Source organism: Mesorhizobium sp. B2-4-14 (assembly GCF_006442155.1).
Taxonomy (GTDB): Bacteria; Pseudomonadota; Alphaproteobacteria; order Rhizobiales; family Rhizobiaceae; genus Mesorhizobium.
In genome coordinates this window covers 40,778-57,396 of the sequence record NZ_VFVA01000020.1, presented here as the reverse complement: position 1 = coordinate 57,396, position 16,619 = coordinate 40,778, and the positions used below count along the sequence as shown (strand labels likewise).

Below are 16,619 nucleotides of genomic sequence, written 5' to 3'. Positions count from 1 at the left end.
GTAGCCGTCGCCCGAAAGAATCTCTTGGTCATATGGGGCCTGACGCATGTCTTTCAAACGCCGATTTGCCGCAGGCCTGATCCTTTTCCTTGCCATTTGCGGCGCCATTTCGTCGGCGCGGGCCGAGCCATTCAAGATCGTCGGCTTCGGTGACAGCCTGATGGCGGGTTTCGGCCTCGGGCCCGGCGATGGATTTACCGACAAGCTGCAGACAGCGCTGCGCGCCAAGGGCCACGACGTCTCTGTCGCCAATGCCGGTGTCTCCGGCGATACGTCGAGCGGCGGGCTGGCGCGGCTCGACTGGTCGGTGCCGGACGGCACGCGACTGGTCGTCCTCGAACTCGGCGCCAACGACATGCTGCGCGGCATCTCGCCCGACATCACCAGGAAGAACCTCGATGAGATGCTGGGCAAGCTGAAACAGCGCAAGATTGCCGTGCTGCTCGCCGGCATGCGCGCCGCGCCCAATCTCGGCGCGGATTACCAAAGCGCCTTCGACGCCGTCTTTCCGGACCTGGCGAAGAAATACGATGTCCCGCTCTACCCGTTCTTCCTCGACGGTGTCGCCGGCCAACCCGCTTTGCAGCTCGAGGACGGCCTGCATCCGAACGCAAAGGGGGTCGACCTGATGGTCGAGCGCATCCTGCCGACGGTCGAGAAGGCCATCACGGCGGCGCCGGGAGGTGCATGAAAACCGAGAAAACTGCCTTCCCTTAGGGAAACTTTTAGCAAAGCCTGTGACCAATATACCTCTTGCTCCGTTTGACTATCGATGATTCGCTATGGGTGACAGTTCGATTCGAGGAAGGGAGGCTCTTCATGCCGCGTCTTTTCACCGCCCTCGAAATTCCGCGTGATGCTGCCCTTTCGCTGTCCCTGCTCCGGGGCGGCTTGCCCGGGGCCCGCTGGATCGATGTCGAAAATTACCATTTGACGCTGCGCTTCATTGGCGATGTCCAGGGCCATGTCGCCGACGAGATCGCCAATGCGCTCGACCGGGTCCATCGCCCCTCCTTCTCGCTGACCTTGTCCGGCGTCGGCGCCTTCGGCCAGAAGAAGCCGCATGCCGTGTGGGCCGGCGCCGTCCCCTCGCCCGATCTCAACGCCCTCCAGGGCGAGATCGAGCGCATCTGCCAGCGGCTCGGCATTCCCGCCGATCCGCGCAAGTTCATGCCGCATGTGACTTTGGCGCGCTTGCGCAATTCAAGCCCGCTGGATGTCGCCCAATATCTCTCGGCGCGCGGCAATTTCTCGACGCTGCCGTTCCGCATCAGCCGCTTCGTCCTGATGTCGTCACGCGATTCGGTCGGCGGCGGCCCCTATATCGTCGAGGAGGCATGGCCCTTGTCGGGCGGTGATTCCCGCGCCGCCAGCCGCGTCGCCAATGCCTCCGATGCCTCGCGGATCATGCGGTAGACCTCGGCAAAGGCCTCCTGCCCGTCATAGTAGGGATCCGGCACGTCGCGCGCCTTGCCTTGTGCAAACTCGAGGAACAGATGCACCCGGTCGCGCATGGCGGCGGGCGCCAGTGCCCTGATGCCGGCGACATTCGAATGGTCCATGCCGAGGATCAGGTCGAAGCAGTGAAAATCCCGCGACGTGATCTTGCGCGCCAGCTGCCCGGAAATGTCGATGCCGTGATGCGCCGCGATCGCCATCGCGCGCGGATCCGCCGAGCCGACCTCCCAGCTGCTGGTCGCCGCCGAATCGAGCAGCATGTCCCGCATCAGTCCGCGCTCCGTCCATACGGCCTGAAAGACGCCCTCGGCCAACGGTGAGCGGCAGATATTGCCGAGGCAGACGAAGAGAATGGATTTTATGGGCTTTGCGCTCATCGATCCAGGCTGTTCTATCCAGGTCGTTTCCTAAAACCGCAACCCACTTTGGGCGACATGCCTGCTTGTGCATGTCGTTTTCCCAAAACCGCAACGCACTTTTGGGCGACATGCAGTATGGTGAGGGTCGTTTTTGCAAATAGCATGGGAACCGAACATGACGAGAGAAAAACTGTCCAAGGATGCCATCACCGAAGCCCTGGCCGGGCTCGCCGGCTGGGCGCTGGCCCCGGACGGCGCTTCTATCAAGCGCGGCTTCGTCTTCAGCAATTTCTCCGAAGCTTTCGCCTTCATGACCCGCGTCGCGCTGGCGGCCGAGAAGATGGATCATCATCCGGACTGGTCGAATGTCTACAAGACGGTCGACGTGACCTTGAACACCCATGATGCCGGCGGCGTGACCGCGCTGGACATCGAGCTGGCGAAGAAGATGAACCGCTTCGCCGGCGGCTGAACACCTCTTCCTTCCTGTCACCATCCGGCCAGACAGCCAAATTGGCGCCGGCATCTTGCAGGGGGGTTGGGCTTTCACCACATCTTCCCGCGCGGACATGCGCCAGGAAGCGCATAGGCCGGCAAGGAGATGTTGATGGCGCAAGAATCCGGTTTTGATTTCTTCGGCTTTGGCGACAAGCTCGGCGGCGAAGGCGAAGTGCGCGAGAAGTTCTGGCGCACGGCCAAGAAGGCCGCGCGGCAGATCCCGTTCATGGAGGACGTCGTCGCGGCCTATTACTGCGCCATGGACAAGAACACGCCGCTGCGTGCCAAGGGCATATTGGTGGCGGCGCTCGGCTATTTCGTCCTGCCGGTGGACCTGATCCCGGACTTCATCGTCGGGCTCGGCTTCACCGACGACATCGCCGTGCTGACCGCCGCGATCACCGCCGTCAGCGCCCATATCACGCCGGCGCATCGCCAAGCCGCCAAGGATGCCATCGCCGATAGGAGCTGAGCCGGCGCGGTGTAAGGCGTGGACGAGGCTCTGCTCCGCGGCCGGTCAAACCCACCGCCGCACCCGCGCCTTGTAGGCACGATACGCATCGCCGAATTTCCGCTCTAGATAGCGCTCTTCCCGCGCGATGACGCCGGTATTGATCACCCACAGCAACGGGACGATCAGCCCGATGACCCAAAAACTTCCCGCCGCGACGCCCAGGCCCAAATAGACGAGGGTCGCTCCCAGATAAAATGGGTTCCTGGTCCGCCGGTAGATCCCGTCGATGACCAGCGCCGTCGTCGGCAGTGTCGGCGGAATATTGGTGCCAGCGGCGCGAAAGCGCCCCGCCGCCATGAAGATGATAACGAAGCCGCACGCCGCGAGCACGGCCCCGCCCAGATAGCGGGTGAGCGACGGCGCGGCCAGGACCGGGAGGGGGATGACAGCCTCGAGGACCGCTGCCGCCGCCAGGAAGCCGAGAAAGATCAAAGGTGGCAGCGTGATGACCCCCGCCACGTCGGGCGCGCCCGATCCGCCTGCAGCCTCCCGATCACCCGATCGCGGCGCCGCCGCGGCGCCACCGGTCACCGCCCGAATGGCAACACGAATGCCGAACACGACCAACAGGACAACAGTGCCACCCACCAGGATCAGGACTGTCCCGGATATGGCCATGACTGAAATCTCCCATACGCTACCAATGAGGGCGCCCAGGCCGAGCGCCTCGGAGCGCCTCAGAAACGAAAGCGGGCATCTTAGCGGCTGGAGGGAAATTCGTCACGTGTCCCGGAAGTCAGGGGGGCTGCCGGACCTGGCTTGAAAAGTCAAACTCTTGCCGCTTTCGTGGCCTCCAAGTCGCCAAAGGGACGCCGTGCCGGCAGCTGACAAGGCGGCGGTGCGGAAATGGCGGCGGTTTCCTGGGGGGTGTGGGTCCTTTTCTCAAAGGAAGTTCACCGTTTGGTAACCCAGATTAAATCAAAATGAAGCGACGGCAGATCAAAATGAAGCGACGGCAGGACGCAAGGCGGCCCGCCTCCGCACCATTTGGAATACGGGAAAGACGATGCGCGGATTGACAGCTATAGTTTCGAGCCTGGTCCTGGTGGCCTTTGCAGCGCCGGCACTGGCGCAGCAGGCGACCAAGATCGGTCAGCACAATGCCTGGGGCACCTACAGCTACCAGGCATCGGGGGGCAAGGTCTGCTACGTGCTCACCGTGCCGACCGACAAGCAGCCGCCGACGCTCGACCACGGCGACATGTTCTTCTTCGTCAGCCAGCGGCCCGGCCAGCAGGTGTCCTACGAACCGCAGTTCATTGCCGGCTACAATTTCCAGGAAGGCTCCAAGGCTACCGTCACCATCGACAAGAAGTCCTTCTCGATGTTCACGCGCGGCAAGTCGGCCTGGGTCGAGAACGCCGCCGAGGAACCGGTGCTGATCGCCGCCATGAAGACCGGCACCGACATGAAGGTGACGGCGAAGTCCGGCCGCGGCAACCCCACCTCCTATGTCTTCTCGCTGAAGGGCATTTCGGCCGCGCTGTCGTCGATCGCCAAGTGCAAGTAACAAGTGCAAGTAAGCACAAGCCGCGTCTGAAACCGAAGGCCGGGCCGCAAGCTCGGTCTTTTGCTTTGCATATGTCTCTCAGCCCCCGGAAACCGGCGCGGCTTCCGCCCGCCGCCGCCGGATCGCCTCGGCGATGAACACCCGCGACAGCGCGTGGTAGAGCGGCTCGTGCGAGATCATGCGCGCCGTGCCGTAGCCCAGCATCGAGGCCAGCATCAACGCGATGACATTGTCGTGATTGCCGGTCATCTCCAGGATGATGACGAAGGCCGTCATCGGCGCCTGCACGACGCCGGCGAAATAGCCTGCCATGCCGAGCAGCGCCGCCGCGCCCGTGCTGGCGCCGAACAACAGGCCGAGCGAACTGCCAATGCCGGCGCCGACCGCCAGCGAAGGCGCGAAAATGCCGCCGGGAATGCCCGAAACCATCGACAGCAGCCCGGCCAGGAACTTTTCGGCAAAGAAGAACCATGGCAGCGGCGTGCCCTCGACGGCGCCGCACGCCTGCGCGTAGCCGGTGCCGAAGGTGAGCCCGCCCGACGCAATGCCGATTGCCGCCACGGCAAGTCCGCAGGCGGCGGCCACCAGCAGCGCGCGCCGCAAAGGCTGCTGCGTGTGCCAGCGCCGGATCCGCCGCGTCGTCTTCAGGGCCAGCAAGGAAAACAGCGCGCCAAAACCGCCGCCAATGACGCCGCAGGCGATCACCAGCGGCCAGTCGGCGGCGAACGAGATCGTGTCTTTTGACACACCGAAATAGGTGTAGTTGCCAAGCAGGCCGAGCGAGGCGATGCCGGCCAGGATCACCGCCGTCAGCACCAGCCCGTTGGTGCGCGATTCATAAGTCCGGCCCATTTCCTCAATGGCGAAGACGATGCCGGCCAGCGGCGTGTTGAAGGCGGCGGCGATGCCGGCGGCCGAGCCGGCCAGGATCAGGCCGCGCGCCTGCGCCATGCCGCCCCAGCGCGCCGCCTGCAGCATCAGCGACGCCCCGACCTGCACGGTCGGGCCCTCGCGGCCGATCGAGGCACCACAGAACAGGCCGACGATGGTGAGTGCGATCTTTCCCGCTGCCAGCCGAAGCGACAGGAGATGCCCTCGATCCTCCTCGTCGCGCAAATGGCGCGCGGCGATCGCTTGCGGAATGCCGCTGCCTTGCGATCCGGGGAAGAAAGCGTAGGCAAGCCACGCGCTCAGCACGAAGCCCAGCGGCGTGATCACGAGCGGCAGGTAGAAGCGCCAGCCACCATCGGCGCCGATCATGACATGGAAAAGTTCCTGCGCCTTGTCGGCCAGCACCGCGAACAGCACGCTGATGACGCCGATCGACACCGCGCCGGCCCAGAACACCAGGCGCGGCTGCCACACGCGCCGCGAGCCCAACATCGCCCGCGACCGCCGCAGCATGGGATATTTTCGCGATGTGCCGGCCATGTCTGTCCTCTGGAAGGGTGGTTCCGACCTAACACAGCCGCGACCTGCGGGGCCAGTCCTGCATAGGGAGCGATTCTTCCTTCTTTCCCCGTAAGGAAGGGCCTCGCGAAGAGTCGTCGGTGACGGACCGCATGAGCGCTGCGTCAGGTCGCCGCAGCCGGCGTCGCAAGACCAGGCAAGCGCCCGCTTCGGGACGATCTTTTAAAAATCTTTTGTGTCGCGATCCGTTTCCATCCTGCGGATCGTCCTTGCTTCGTCCGAAACAGAAGGAGACACGCCATGTCCGACAAATCCGTTATTCTGGTCAATCTGCTGAAGGTCAAACCCGGCAAGCAGGATGCGCTGATCGCGCTCCTGAAACAGAACACCGACACGGTGATCCGCACACTCCCGGGCTGGAAGGCGACCAAGCTGGTCGCGGCGGCGGACGGTGCCGGCGTCGTCATCTACTCCGAATGGGAGTCACCCGCGGCCATAGAGGCGATGCGCGGCGACCCGCGCATGAAAGTCTATTTTCCGAAGATCATCGAGCTGGCGAGCCTGGACTCGATCGTGGGATCGACGGTGTTGAGCGAGACCCGGTGACGGCCGGACGTGCGAGCAAGCAACCATCACGAAATCGACGAAAGGAGAACCGCAATGGCCAAGATGGTCGTCGTCTACAGGAAGCCGGCTCACGTCGATGCGTTCGAAAAGCACTATTTCGAGACGCACATACCTCTGGCCAAGAAAATCCCGGGCCTCAGGAAATATGAGATCAGCAGCGGACCTGTCACGGTAATAGCCGGACCGCCCGATGTTCACCTGATCGCGACGGTGTATTTTGACGATCTTGACGCGATGAAAAAAGGCTTCGCAAGCCTTGAGGGGCAAGCGGCTGGGGCGGATCGGCGGCTTTATGCGCCTGATGAATCAGGCGTTCAAATGTTCGTTTTCGACACCAGGGAAGTTTGACCTGTCTCCTGTCCGCTACATCGCGACAGTTGACGGCGCCATCGGCGGCAAGACAACTACCCACATTGGAAAGCAGCCACTCGCCATTCCTGTCACAACCGGCGGCCCTTGTCGAAAATTCTCGACATCGGCATCCAGTCCGTGGCGGAGCAAAGCCCGGGAGCACCGTGGGTCTCCACCGATGAATACGGAAGAATTCGAGGATCGGCTGAAAGCGCTGCGGCCGCGCCTTCATCGCTATTGCGCGCGCATGACGGGGTCGGCGATCACTGGCGAGGATGTCCTTCAGGATGCCCTCGTCAAGGCCCTGCACGCGCGAGCCCAGGGCGCCGAGGTGGACAATCTCGAGGGCTGGCTGTTTCGCATCGCCCACAATGCGAGCCTGGATTTTTTGCGCGAGAGGTCCCGCAACACCGTGGTTCCGCTTACCGAAAACATCGAGGCCGCACCCATGCCCGAGGCGGATATCGTCGCGATCAGCTTTCAGACCTTTCTGCGACTGCCTGAACTTCAGCGCTGCGCGGTGATCCTAAGGGATGTGCTGGGACATTCGGTCGAGGAGATCGCTGGCATTGCCGAGTGCTCTCCGGCCGCCGCCAAATCGGCGCTTCAGCGCGGCCGCGTCGCGCTGCGCCAACTTGCCCAGGCGCCGGAGGACACCAGGCTGCCGCTGATGTCGGATACGGACCGGCGCAAGATCGCCGCCTTCGTCGATCTGTTTCGCGGCGGCGATTTCGACGCCATCCGTGCCATGCTCGCCGACGATGTGAAGCTCGAACTGGTGAACCGGCTGCACCTGGAAGGGCGCGACAGGATTACGCCCTATTTCACGCGCTATGCGGAAGTGACGAAATGGCGGTTCGCCCTTGGCGCGGTCGAAGGACAACCGGCCATGCTGGTCTTCGACAGCACCGGCCCGATGGACAGACCCGCGCATTTTGTTCTGGTCGACTGGTCGGAAAACAGGATCATCGGCATCCGGGATTTCCTGTTCGCTCCCTATGTGCTGGAGGCCACGGACTGGGTTCAGCTCGGCTAAAAGCCCATGGTCGCCTGGCACAGACACTGGTCAAGCTGTGAGGCGAGGTCGCTACCGCGCATCTGACCGGTTGTCGCGTGCTTGCTCGAGCCAAAGCCATGAGAGGCTGGCGCCGGACCCCGCCGGCTCTCGCCGGCGGGGCGGTGGCACGACTACATGGCCATCTTCTCACATTCGGCCTGTGCCTTCTTGGTCGACGTATCGATCATGTAGGCTTTGCCTTTGGCGTCGGTCATCATCATCATGCAGTGTTTGATAGGCTTCGCCATCTTCATCATTTCGCCGCTCATCTTTGCGTCCGGCGTCATGGTGCCCATATGGCCGTCCGGCATGATCGCCGTCACTTGTCCGGCCTTCATCATCGTCATCGTGCCCATGGCGTCTTCGGCAAAAGCCTGCGAGGCGGACAGGCCGACAAGGCCGGCAATAAAAACAAGCTTGATCGAGTGCATTCCACGAACTCCCATTTTTCCGGAGCACAGTTGCCCCTTTCAGCCTTCGCGGCCGCGGGGCCTGCTGTTACCTCAACACGAACATGTGACCGGAGCGCTGGCAACGACGCGGTGGAGAAGACCTTGGCGGTTCCCCATGACGCGCCGGTCGCTTCGCCCGCGCATGACTCCGCGCTCAACCTGTGCTATGCGCCGCGCTTGATGTCCGGCACGATGGATGAAATCGGCCGCAAACCGCTTATATCAGTGCAACCATGACCCTTTCGCTTGACCTCACCGCCGACGGTGCCCGTGACGCGTTGCGCGCCCGCGCCGTGCCCTCCGAAAAGCCGTCGCTGATCGGCCTGACGCGCGCCGAGCTGGCGGAGGCTCTCGTCGCGTCCGGCGCCGTACCAGAACGCCAGGCAAGAATGCGCGCCCAGCAGCTCTGGCACTGGATGTATGTGCGCGGCGTTTCCGACTTCGCCGGAATGTTCAACATCTCCAAGGATTTGCGCGCCGAACTGGACAAGCATTTCACCGTAGCCCGGCCCGAGATCGTCGAGGAACAGATCTCTTCCGATGGCACGCGAAAGTGGCTGTTCCGCTTTCCGCCGCGCGGCGCCGGCCGGCCGGTCGAGATCGAAACCGTCTACATTCCCGAGGAAGGCCGCGGCACGCTTTGCATCTCCTCGCAGGTTGGCTGCACGCTGACCTGCTCGTTCTGCCACACCGGCACGCAGAAGCTGGTGCGCAACCTGACGGCGGAAGAAATCCTCGCCCAGTTGCTCACCGCGCGCGACCGGCTCGGCGATTTTCCCGACCGCGACACGCCCGATGGCGCCATCGTGCCGGCCGAGGGCCGCAAAGTGTCCAACATCGTCATGATGGGCATGGGCGAGCCGCTCTATAATTTCGAGGCGGTGAAGAAGGCGCTGTTGATCGCCTCCGACGGCGACGGGCTTTCCTTGTCAAAAAGACGCATCACGCTGTCGACCTCCGGCGTCGTGCCGGAAATCTTCCGCACCGGCGAGGAGATCGGCGTCATGCTGGCGATCTCGCTGCACGCCACCAATGACGACCTGCGCGACCTTCTGGTGCCGATCAACAAGAAGTATCCGCTGAAGGAACTGATTGCCGCCTGCCGCGCCTATCCCGGCCTGTCGAACGCCAAACGCATCACCTTCGAATATGTGATGCTGAAGGACGTCAACGATTCGCTCGAGGATGCCAAGGCGCTGATCAAGCTGCTCAAGGGCGTCCCGGCGAAGATCAACCTAATCCCGTTCAATCCGTGGCCTGGCACCAACTACCAGTGCTCGGACTGGGAAACGATCGAGAAGTTCGCCGACTACATCAACAATGCCGGCTACGCCTCGCCGATCCGCACGCCGCGCGGCCGCGACATCCTGGCCGCCTGCGGCCAGCTCAAGTCGGAATCCGAGCGCATGCGCAGGGTCGACCGGCTGGCGCTGGAAGCCATGATGATCGCGGGGCACGGCGAGGCGTGAGCCGTCTCGTCGCCGGGCTCAAGCGTATCGCCATAATAGCGGTCGGTTATGTCGCCGCCGTGCTGACCTCGATCCTGGTGCCCGTGCTGCTTATCGCCCTTCTGGCAGGGATCGAAGACGACAACTGGTCCATGGTCTTCGCATTCGACTGGCTGGGTTCCTTCCCGCTCGCCGTGTTGACCGTGGCGGTCTGCGCGCTGCTGATCGTTGGGCCCGCGATCTTCCTCGCCGAGCGGCTCTGCCTGCGAGGATGGTTTTATTTCGCGGTCACGGGTGCCATCACGTCCATCGCGTTTGGCGTTTTTATCCCGGGCTCGGCCGGTGGGTTTGTTTTCAATCCGGGCTTTCTCGGCTTCCTGGCCACGGCCGGCACTGCCGCCGGTTCGGTCTACTGGTTTGTGGCTGGACGCAAGTCCGGTCACCTCATGCAGCGGGATCCGCGATGAACCGTCTTGTCGCCTACTTCGTCCGCTTTGCCATCATCCTGTTCGGCTACGCCGTCGCCGCGCTGGCGGCGAGCGCCTTCCTCAACATCCTGTTCCTGGCGTCGCACGGCTATACGCCGGACCACACGCACCCGACAGCGACGGCTTCGCTGTATTTCTCAATTCCCTTCGTCGCCCTGTTCGTCGCCTACTTTGCCTTCATGCCGGCGGTGATCGTCGTCCTGGTTGCCGAAATCCTCGGCCGGCGCGACTGGCTGTTCTATGCACTGTCGGGCGCGGTGGTCGCGGCCGTCTTCCTCGGCCTCGTCGATCACGCCGGTGACACCACCTTCGCGGTCACCGGCACCAACCCGATCATGGCGGTGATCGGCGGCGGCATGGTCGGCGGCATCTTCTATTGGCTCAGCGCCGGGCGCTGGGCCGGAAGCTGGTGGCAGGACGGAAGACCCGTTAGCCTGGGCGATCGAAATCCTGATCTCGATCGCAGCCCTTGACCGCAGCCTGTTGCTTTCGGCATGAGTAGCCGATGCCGAAAATGCCGAAGCCGGGCGCAACGCCCTCTCCCGCACCGCTCATCACGCCGCTTGCCGCTCAGAGGTTGAGGCCGGTCTTTGTCGACCGCTGGAGCGACAAGGTTCGGATCCGCACGCTCAGGCCATCCGAGGTTACGAGTGAGATCGCGGAGTGGTTGACTGATCCGGCGGTCATGGAAGGCCTGAACGCACCGCAGAAGGCGATGGGGCTCGAGGCCTTTCGTGTCTATGTCGCCAGCTTCGACAATCTGAAGCGCAATCTGATGACGATCCTGCGCCGGCCAGACGATACCCCGCTGGGCCTGGCTGTGGTGGAGGTTGATCTCAGGCACCGGCTTGGCTCGTTGCACCTGATCATCGGCGATCCGGAAAACCGCGGCCGGAACATGGCATTCGAGGCGTCGGTGGTGCTGCTCCGGCATTTCTTTCGTGAGCGCAAGCTGGAAAAGGTTACTTTCCAGCCCTTGGCCCGCAACCAGGCGGCTATCGCCGTTTGCGAACGGTCAGGCCTGCGGCTGGAAGGCACCTTGCGCTCGCACCGCATAGACGGCCGCACCGGCAAACGCCTCGACCAGATGCTCTACGCGTTGACTCTCGAAGAGTATGAAGAGCGTGCGAAGGTGGACGCGGCCGCCGGGGTCGTCCGTCCGTTCGGCGGGCCCGGTCTTCCCGGCTAACAGACCGCCTTAGAATCTGTACGCTATGCCGAACTTCACCGTGTCGAGTGAGGGCCTGAAAGTGGCGCCGGCCGTACCGCCCGGCCCCGGCTCGATCTCATCGAACATATAGTGGAGATATTCCGCCTTCAGCGACCACTTGTCAGCCAGTGCATACTCCGCGCCGAGGCCCAACACGCCACCGAATTTCACGCCGGAAAAATCCGATGTCGATGCGGGTACGGAAGTTGGAAAAAAGATCGGACCTGAATAGGAAGTGGCCTGAAAATGTCCTGCCGCCAGGCCGCCAGTCGCGTAGGCCAGCAGACGGTCGGTCGCCGCATACCCGGCGCGCAGCCGCGCCGTCGCCACCCAGTCGACGTCGTATGTATACGCTTCACCCTTGCCGCCGGTGAAGGCCGCGCTGTCGCCAAATTCAGTGTCGCCGAGACCGACAAAGTCGAAATCACCGACCACGCCGTAGACGACGTTGCCGAACTGCCAATCATGACCGGCGTAAAGGCCGCCGAGAAAACCGTCCTTGTGGTAGGTGTCTTGGAACCTGGTGAAATCGGCGTCGAACCGGACAGAGGATCCTGCATATCCTCCTTCGACACCGACATATGAACCCGACCAATTGTACCGCGCGTCCTGAGCGTTCGCTTCGGCGCACAGGCCCATCACGGCAACTGATGCCAAGAGTATGTTTTTCATAGATTCCCCAATCACCCTTGGGGCCTATCTAAATGTGCGGCAATTGGCCGGCAAGAGCAAATTTGCAACGCTGTTCGCGAAATCCGACGCGCTGAAAAGTGCCTATTTCGCCTGCGCCGTGAGTATCTTGAGCGCGAAGGCCGAGAAGACGCCGGCGAAGAGATAGTCGACCACGCGCGTGACGCGCGGGCTGGCCTTCATCGCCGCCGAGAACCTTTCCGCCGCCAGCACCATCGGCGCCGTCACCGGGATCGACAGCACGATGAACATGGTGCCGAGGAAGAACAGCTTTCCCGGCGCGTTCGGGTCATGTGCGGAGACGAACTGCGGCAGGAAGGTCATGAAGAACAGGATGATCTTCGGGTTGAGCAGGTTGACGCCGAGCCCCGCCGCCCAACTGCGCAGCAGCGAGATTTGCGGCCCCGTCTTCTTTTCCGGCGAAAAGGCCGAGCCCTTGGCGATCGCCTGCCAGGCGAGGAAGACGAGATAGCCAGCGCCGAAGATCTTCAGCGCGAAAAAAGCCATCGGCGAGGCGACGATCAGCGCCGAGACGCCGACCACCACCAGGGTGGTGTGAATCAGCGTGCCGCACAGCGCGCCCGCCATCGAGGCGAAGCCGGTGGCGCGCCCCTGGCTCAGCGTGCGCGACACGAACAAGGTCATGTCCGGCCCGGGCGTGATCGCCAGGATGACGGTGGCGATGGCGAACTGGATCAGCGTGGTGGTGTCGGGAATGAAGGACATGCAAGGCCCCAGAACAATTCCGGGAAAAGTGCGAAACGGCTTTCCGGGCGGAATTGCGTCAGACAAGGAGAGGGAGACAGAGCGGCTCGCCGTTCGTGAAACGATGGACCGCTCCGGGAATGCGTGTGCCTATACAGGATGCGCGGCGATGGCGCCAGACACGGCAGGGCGAGCTGCGTCGCGCCACGCGCAGCATGCCAAGCCGCGCCGGACCGGAGGCTAAGCGGCAGCCGGCCGATGGATCTCGGCAAGCGTGGGGACCGCCGCACCGGTCAGCACGATCTGGTCGATTGGTTTGGGCCGGCCGAGGAAATAGCCCTGCGCCTCGTTGCAACCCTCGACTTGCAGGATGCTGAGCTGGACATGGGTCTCGACGCCTTCGGCGAGCACTGGAATGTCGAGGCTGCGCCCCAGTGTCAGCACGGCGCGGATGATCGCCTTGGCCTGCGGGCTGCGCTCGACATCGGCCATGAACGAACGGTCGAGCTTGATCTTGTCGAAAGGGAACGAGCGCAGCGTGTCGAGCGAGGAATAGCCCGTGCCGAAATCGTCGATCGCGATCGTCACGCCCAGCGCCTTGATCTGGCGCAGCACGTGCAGCGTGCGAACCTTGTCGGCGACGATCGTCGATTCCGTCAGTTCGAGTTCCAGGCGCTTCGGCGACAGCCCGGTCTCGACCAGGATCTGGTGGATGAGCGTGGCGAGGTCGGCATGGGCGAACTGCACCGGCGACAGGTTGACCGCGATCTTGTGGCCATTGCCCCAGGAGGCTGCCTGACGGCATGCGGTGCGCAGCACCCATTCGCCGATCGCCAGGATCGAGCCATTCTCCTCGGCGATCGGGATGAATTCGACCGGCGGGATCATGCCGTACACGGGGTGGGTCCAGCGCAGCAGCGCCTCATAGCCGCAGGTAGCGCCGGTCGCGACCGAAGTCTGCACCTGATAATGCAGCGACAGCTCGCCGCGTTCGATCGCCTGGCGAAGATCGTTGGCCAGCGCGCGGCGCGCCCGCGCCGTCTCGTCCATGGCCGATTCATAGAAGCAGACGGCCCGCGTCACGTCGTTCTTGGCCCGGTACATGGCCAGGTCCGCATTGCTGACCAGCCTCTCCCGGTCGGCGCCGTCACGCGGATAGACGGCAACGCCGATGCTGGCGCCGGTGACGATCTCGAAATCGTCGAGCCGCAGGGGCTCGAACAACGATTTTTCCAACCGCGAGACCAGGCCGATAAGATCCTTCTGGTCCTTGAAGCGCTTGATGGCGGCAAATTCGTCGCCGCCGAGCCGGGCGACGAACTCGCCGTCGCCGACGAGTTTCGCCAGCCTGCGGGCGATGATCTTGAGCGCCTGGTCGCCGGCGGCGTGTCCCCTGAGGTCGTTGATTTCCTTGAAACGATCGAGATCGATGACGATGACGGCGGTCATCGCATCCTGGTCCTCGCGCGCCCGCTTGATCTCATGGTCGAGGCGGTCGTTGAAGGAGACGCGGTTGGCAAGACCGGTAAGCGCGTCGTTGAGGGCGAGATGCTGGAGCCGCTCGAAGCTCTCGAGCCGGCCGCGCTCGTCGATCAGATAGCTGGCGAAGCCGGTGGCGGCGACGATCAGGCCGACAACGGCGACCGCGACGGCCATCGCTTCCAGGATGTCGGGATTGGTGCCCGTGGTGATGAAGGAGAGCGGCGTCACCGCCACCGCGGCCATTGCCGTGAAATGCAGGCCAACGATCGCCAGCACCAGCAGCCCGATGCCGAGATAGTGCGACCAGCGGTACGGCCGGCGCACCGCCTGGCCGATCGCGGCGGCGGAAAACACTATCGAGATCAGCAGCGACGCGACGACATAGCGGGCGTCCCACTCGACGATGCCGGCCACGTGATAGGCCATCATGCCGGTATAATGCATGGCCGAGATCGCCAATCCGACAAGGCATCCACCCCATTCCGGCGCCAGACCGCGGCCTTTGTCCAGAGCAAGGCCGAAGCCCGTCCCGGTTCCGACCATGGCGATGACCAGGGATATCATGGTGAGCGCCGGATCGAAGGTGATCGGCGCACCGGGCTGGTAGGCCAGCATGGCGATGAAATGCGTGCACCAGACCGAGGAGCCGGCCGCGACCGCGGTCAGGAACAGCCAGCCCCGCATCTGCACACCAACGGTTTTCCTGGCGCGGTCCAGCAGACCGATCGTCACCCAGCACCCGGTGACGCACATCAGCGCCGCCAGCAGAACGAGCCACAGATTATGCTCCGTGACGATACAGGATATAACGCGCATCAAGGATGGCCCAAGCCCGAGGATACCCGCGACGAAGCGAGCGAGGCTGCCCCGGCACGGTCCTGTGGGCCGGCGCAGCTCCGTCGGGTCTTTTAGCGGCGGGGCATGAAAACTTGATTAAATACGACAGCTAAATGCAGCCTTCGATTGCAGCAAGTTGTTTTCCTGGCCGGTGTTCAGCACCCAGCTATACGCTGGATCGGCAGTCTGGCGCCGCGCCTGCTTGCTCGCTTTGCCGTTCCTGCTAAAAGGCGCTCCGACCATCCGTGATGCCCGCTCAGGGCGTCCGCCATCCCACGGAGCAGAAATGTCCAAGGCCAAAGACGTCAAGAAAGTCGTGCTCGCCTATTCCGGCGGCCTCGACACCTCCATCATCCTGAAATGGCTGCAGACCGAACTCGGCGCGGAGGTCGTCACCTTCACCGCCGATCTCGGTCAGGGCGGCGAATTGGAGCCGGCGCGCCGCAAAGCCGAAATGATGGGCATCAAGGATATCCGCGTCGTCGATGTGCGCGAGGAATTCGTCTCCGACTTCGTCTTCCCGATGTTCCGCGCCAACGCCGTCTATGAAGGCACCTACCTGCTCGGCACCTCGATCGCGCGGCCGCTGATCTCCAAGCATCTTGTCGAGATCGCCAGGGAAACCGGCGCCGACGCCATCGCGCACGGCGCCACCGGCAAGGGCAACGACCAGGTCCGGTTCGAATTGTCGGCTTACGCGCTGAACCCCGACATCAAGGTCATCGCCCCCTGGCGCGACTGGTCGTTCAAGTCGCGCACCGACCTGATCAATTTCGCCGAGCAGCACCAGATTCCGGTGCCGAAGGACAAGAAGGGCGACGCGCCGTTCTCGGTCGACGCCAACCTCCTGCATTCCTCTTCCGAGGGCAAGGTGCTGGAAGACCCGTGGAGCGAGCCGCCGGAATTCGTCCACCAGCGCACCGTTTCGCCGATGGATGCGCCGGACAAGGTCACCGAGATCGAGATCGAATTCCTGAAGGGCGATCCGATCGCGCTCGACGGCAAGAAGCTGTCGCCGGCGACCATGCTGGCGGCGCTCAACGATCTCGGCCGCGACAATGGCATCGGCCGGCTCGACCTGGTCGAGAACCGCTTCGTCGGCATGAAGTCGCGCGGCGTCTATGAGACGCCCGGCGGCACCATCCTGATCGCGGCCCACCGCGCCATCGAATCGATCACGCTCGACCGCGGTGCCGCGCACCTCAAGGACGAGTTCATGCCGCGCTACGCGGAACTCATCTACAACGGTTTCTGGTTCGCGCCCGAGCGGCTGATGCTGCAGGCGATGATCGACAAGAGCCAGGAAGATGTCGAAGGCACGGTGCGGCTGAAGCTCTACAAGGGCAATGTCATGGTCACCGGCCGCAAGTCGAAGAAGACGCTCTATTCGGATGCGCTGGTCACCTTCGAGGATGACCGCGGCGCCTATGACCAGAAGGACGCCGCCGGCTTCATCCGCCTCAACGCGCTCAGGCTGCGCACGTTGGCGGCGCGCAACCGCAACGGCTGATATCCGGGCTCAA

Annotated in this window: 20 protein-coding genes; 13 read left to right on the top strand and 7 right to left on the bottom strand. The window is 63.3% G+C overall.

What is annotated here, in order from left to right; genetic code table 11:
* Nucleotides 1–46 precede the first annotated feature (46 nt).
* Nucleotides 47–691, top strand: coding sequence for an arylesterase (locus FJ938_RS18175; RefSeq protein ID WP_140695990.1), 645 nt, complete (start codon nt 47–49; stop codon nt 689–691).
* Between the two features lie 128 nt (nt 692–819).
* Nucleotides 820–1,416: an RNA 2',3'-cyclic phosphodiesterase gene (gene thpR / locus FJ938_RS18170; protein ID WP_140695987.1), complete on the top strand. Its 597-nt coding sequence runs from the start codon at nt 820–822 to the stop codon at nt 1,414–1,416.
* Here thpR and FJ938_RS18165 read toward each other — a convergent pair.
* Nucleotides 1,320–1,835 (bottom strand): low molecular weight protein-tyrosine-phosphatase, encoded by a 516-nt coding sequence (locus FJ938_RS18165; RefSeq protein WP_140695984.1) that lies wholly within the window; start codon nt 1,833–1,835, stop codon nt 1,320–1,322. The genes thpR and FJ938_RS18165 overlap by 97 nt on opposite strands.
* A gap of 157 nt (nt 1,836–1,992) precedes the next feature.
* Between FJ938_RS18165 and FJ938_RS18160 the strand changes: the two genes are divergently transcribed.
* Complete coding sequence (locus tag FJ938_RS18160; protein ID WP_140695981.1) at nt 1,993–2,289, top strand: 4a-hydroxytetrahydrobiopterin dehydratase; 297 nt, start codon at nt 1,993–1,995, stop codon at nt 2,287–2,289.
* 135 nt (nt 2,290–2,424) lie between these two features.
* Nucleotides 2,425–2,787 carry a YkvA family protein gene (locus tag FJ938_RS18155; RefSeq protein ID WP_140610203.1) on the top strand — a complete coding sequence of 121 codons (363 nt, stop codon included), beginning with the start codon at nt 2,425–2,427 and terminating at the stop codon, nt 2,785–2,787.
* Nucleotides 2,788–2,832: 45 nt separating this feature from the next.
* Here the strand turns inward: FJ938_RS18155 and FJ938_RS18150 are convergent, their stop codons facing one another.
* Nucleotides 2,833–3,447, bottom strand: coding sequence for an isoprenylcysteine carboxylmethyltransferase family protein (locus tag FJ938_RS18150; RefSeq protein WP_140695979.1), 615 nt, complete (start codon nt 3,445–3,447; stop codon nt 2,833–2,835).
* Between the two features lie 388 nt (nt 3,448–3,835).
* On the opposite strand from FJ938_RS18150, the gene FJ938_RS18145 reads away from it, so the two are divergent.
* Nucleotides 3,836–4,339 (top strand): invasion associated locus B family protein, encoded by a 504-nt coding sequence (locus tag FJ938_RS18145; protein WP_140610205.1) that lies wholly within the window; start codon nt 3,836–3,838, stop codon nt 4,337–4,339.
* Between the two features lie 78 nt (nt 4,340–4,417).
* Here the strand turns inward: FJ938_RS18145 and FJ938_RS18140 are convergent, their stop codons facing one another.
* A complete protein-coding gene (locus FJ938_RS18140) occupies nt 4,418–5,770 on the bottom strand; it encodes a chloride channel protein (protein WP_140695976.1) in 1,353 nt (450 codons plus the stop codon).
* 279 nt (nt 5,771–6,049) lie between these two features.
* On the opposite strand from FJ938_RS18140, the gene FJ938_RS18135 reads away from it, so the two are divergent.
* The 3 genes from FJ938_RS18135 to FJ938_RS18125 all read left to right on the top strand — a co-directional run bounded on the left by FJ938_RS18135 (nt 6,050) and on the right by FJ938_RS18125 (nt 7,763).
* On the top strand, nt 6,050–6,355 hold the full coding sequence (locus FJ938_RS18135; protein ID WP_140610207.1) for an antibiotic biosynthesis monooxygenase family protein: 306 nt from the start codon (nt 6,050–6,052) through the stop codon (nt 6,353–6,355).
* Between the two features lie 54 nt (nt 6,356–6,409).
* Entirely contained in the window at nt 6,410–6,724 is a 315-nt protein-coding gene (locus FJ938_RS18130; RefSeq protein ID WP_140695973.1) for an EthD family reductase, read from the top strand.
* A 181-nt stretch (nt 6,725–6,905) separates the two neighbouring features.
* Nucleotides 6,906–7,763, top strand: a complete 858-nt coding sequence (locus FJ938_RS18125; protein WP_140695970.1) for a sigma-70 family RNA polymerase sigma factor — start codon at nt 6,906–6,908, stop codon at nt 7,761–7,763.
* A gap of 152 nt (nt 7,764–7,915) precedes the next feature.
* On the opposite strand, the gene FJ938_RS18120 is transcribed toward FJ938_RS18125, so the two are convergent.
* Nucleotides 7,916–8,215, bottom strand: a complete 300-nt coding sequence (locus FJ938_RS18120) for a hypothetical protein (protein WP_140610210.1) — start codon at nt 8,213–8,215, stop codon at nt 7,916–7,918.
* 254 nt (nt 8,216–8,469) lie between these two features.
* Between FJ938_RS18120 and rlmN the strand changes: the two genes are divergently transcribed.
* Genes rlmN through FJ938_RS18100 form a run of 4 tightly spaced genes read left to right on the top strand, consistent with a single transcriptional unit; the run spans nt 8,470 to nt 11,361 of the window.
* On the top strand, nt 8,470–9,705 hold the full coding sequence (gene rlmN, locus FJ938_RS18115; RefSeq protein ID WP_140695967.1) for a 23S rRNA (adenine(2503)-C(2))-methyltransferase RlmN: 1,236 nt from the start codon (nt 8,470–8,472) through the stop codon (nt 9,703–9,705).
* A complete protein-coding gene (locus FJ938_RS18110) occupies nt 9,702–10,151 on the top strand; it encodes a hypothetical protein (RefSeq protein ID WP_140695965.1) in 450 nt (149 codons plus the stop codon). Before rlmN ends, FJ938_RS18110 begins: the two co-directional genes overlap by 4 nt.
* A complete protein-coding gene (locus tag FJ938_RS18105) occupies nt 10,148–10,645 on the top strand; it encodes a hypothetical protein (protein WP_140695962.1) in 498 nt (165 codons plus the stop codon). The genes FJ938_RS18110 and FJ938_RS18105 overlap by 4 nt, the downstream gene beginning before the upstream one ends.
* 32 nt (nt 10,646–10,677) lie before the next feature.
* Nucleotides 10,678–11,361, top strand: coding sequence for a GNAT family protein (locus tag FJ938_RS18100; protein WP_140610214.1), 684 nt, complete (start codon nt 10,678–10,680; stop codon nt 11,359–11,361).
* A 9-nt stretch (nt 11,362–11,370) separates the two neighbouring features.
* On the opposite strand, the gene FJ938_RS18095 is transcribed toward FJ938_RS18100, so the two are convergent.
* From FJ938_RS18095 to FJ938_RS18085, 3 genes are all read right to left on the bottom strand, one after another.
* Complete coding sequence (locus FJ938_RS18095) at nt 11,371–12,054, bottom strand: outer membrane protein (RefSeq protein ID WP_140610215.1); 684 nt, start codon at nt 12,052–12,054, stop codon at nt 11,371–11,373.
* A gap of 102 nt (nt 12,055–12,156) precedes the next feature.
* Nucleotides 12,157–12,798, bottom strand: coding sequence for a LysE family translocator (locus FJ938_RS18090; RefSeq protein ID WP_140610216.1), 642 nt, complete (start codon nt 12,796–12,798; stop codon nt 12,157–12,159).
* A gap of 219 nt (nt 12,799–13,017) precedes the next feature.
* Complete coding sequence (locus FJ938_RS18085; protein ID WP_140610217.1) at nt 13,018–15,075, bottom strand: bifunctional diguanylate cyclase/phosphodiesterase; 2,058 nt, start codon at nt 15,073–15,075, stop codon at nt 13,018–13,020.
* Between the two features lie 307 nt (nt 15,076–15,382).
* Between FJ938_RS18085 and FJ938_RS18080 the strand changes: the two genes are divergently transcribed.
* A complete protein-coding gene (locus FJ938_RS18080) occupies nt 15,383–16,606 on the top strand; it encodes an argininosuccinate synthase (protein ID WP_140610218.1) in 1,224 nt (407 codons plus the stop codon).
* Nucleotides 16,607–16,619 lie beyond the last annotated feature (13 nt).

What these genes read in the sequence shown, in the direction of transcription:
- FJ938_RS18130 (WP_140695973.1), top strand. Translation starts at nt 6,410, where the DNA reads ATGGCCAAGATGGTCGTCGTCTACAGGAAGCCGGCTCACGTCGATGCG.
- FJ938_RS18145 (WP_140610205.1), top strand. Translation starts at nt 3,836, where the DNA reads ATGCGCGGATTGACAGCTATAGTTTCGAGCCTGGTCCTGGTGGCCTTT.
- FJ938_RS18135 (WP_140610207.1), top strand. Translation starts at nt 6,050, where the DNA reads ATGTCCGACAAATCCGTTATTCTGGTCAATCTGCTGAAGGTCAAACCC.
- rlmN (WP_140695967.1), top strand. Translation starts at nt 8,470, where the DNA reads ATGACCCTTTCGCTTGACCTCACCGCCGACGGTGCCCGTGACGCGTTG.
- FJ938_RS18095 (WP_140610215.1), bottom strand. Translation starts at nt 12,054, where the DNA reads ATGAAAAACATACTCTTGGCATCAGTTGCCGTGATGGGCCTGTGCGCC.
- FJ938_RS18175 (WP_140695990.1), top strand. Translation starts at nt 47, where the DNA reads ATGTCTTTCAAACGCCGATTTGCCGCAGGCCTGATCCTTTTCCTTGCC.
- FJ938_RS18090 (WP_140610216.1), bottom strand. Translation starts at nt 12,798, where the DNA reads ATGTCCTTCATTCCCGACACCACCACGCTGATCCAGTTCGCCATCGCC.
- FJ938_RS18150 (WP_140695979.1), bottom strand. Translation starts at nt 3,447, where the DNA reads ATGGCCATATCCGGGACAGTCCTGATCCTGGTGGGTGGCACTGTTGTC.
- FJ938_RS18155 (WP_140610203.1), top strand. Translation starts at nt 2,425, where the DNA reads ATGGCGCAAGAATCCGGTTTTGATTTCTTCGGCTTTGGCGACAAGCTC.
- FJ938_RS18165 (WP_140695984.1), bottom strand. Translation starts at nt 1,835, where the DNA reads ATGAGCGCAAAGCCCATAAAATCCATTCTCTTCGTCTGCCTCGGCAAT.
- FJ938_RS18085 (WP_140610217.1), bottom strand. Translation starts at nt 15,075, where the DNA reads ATGCGCGTTATATCCTGTATCGTCACGGAGCATAATCTGTGGCTCGTT.
- FJ938_RS18120 (WP_140610210.1), bottom strand. Translation starts at nt 8,215, where the DNA reads ATGCACTCGATCAAGCTTGTTTTTATTGCCGGCCTTGTCGGCCTGTCC.
- FJ938_RS18125 (WP_140695970.1), top strand. Translation starts at nt 6,906, where the DNA reads ATGAATACGGAAGAATTCGAGGATCGGCTGAAAGCGCTGCGGCCGCGC.
- FJ938_RS18160 (WP_140695981.1), top strand. Translation starts at nt 1,993, where the DNA reads ATGACGAGAGAAAAACTGTCCAAGGATGCCATCACCGAAGCCCTGGCC.
- FJ938_RS18140 (WP_140695976.1), bottom strand. Translation starts at nt 5,770, where the DNA reads ATGGCCGGCACATCGCGAAAATATCCCATGCTGCGGCGGTCGCGGGCG.
- FJ938_RS18100 (WP_140610214.1), top strand. Translation starts at nt 10,678, where the DNA reads ATGCCGAAAATGCCGAAGCCGGGCGCAACGCCCTCTCCCGCACCGCTC.
- thpR (WP_140695987.1), top strand. Translation starts at nt 820, where the DNA reads ATGCCGCGTCTTTTCACCGCCCTCGAAATTCCGCGTGATGCTGCCCTT.
- FJ938_RS18080 (WP_140610218.1), top strand. Translation starts at nt 15,383, where the DNA reads ATGTCCAAGGCCAAAGACGTCAAGAAAGTCGTGCTCGCCTATTCCGGC.
- FJ938_RS18105 (WP_140695962.1), top strand. Translation starts at nt 10,148, where the DNA reads ATGAACCGTCTTGTCGCCTACTTCGTCCGCTTTGCCATCATCCTGTTC.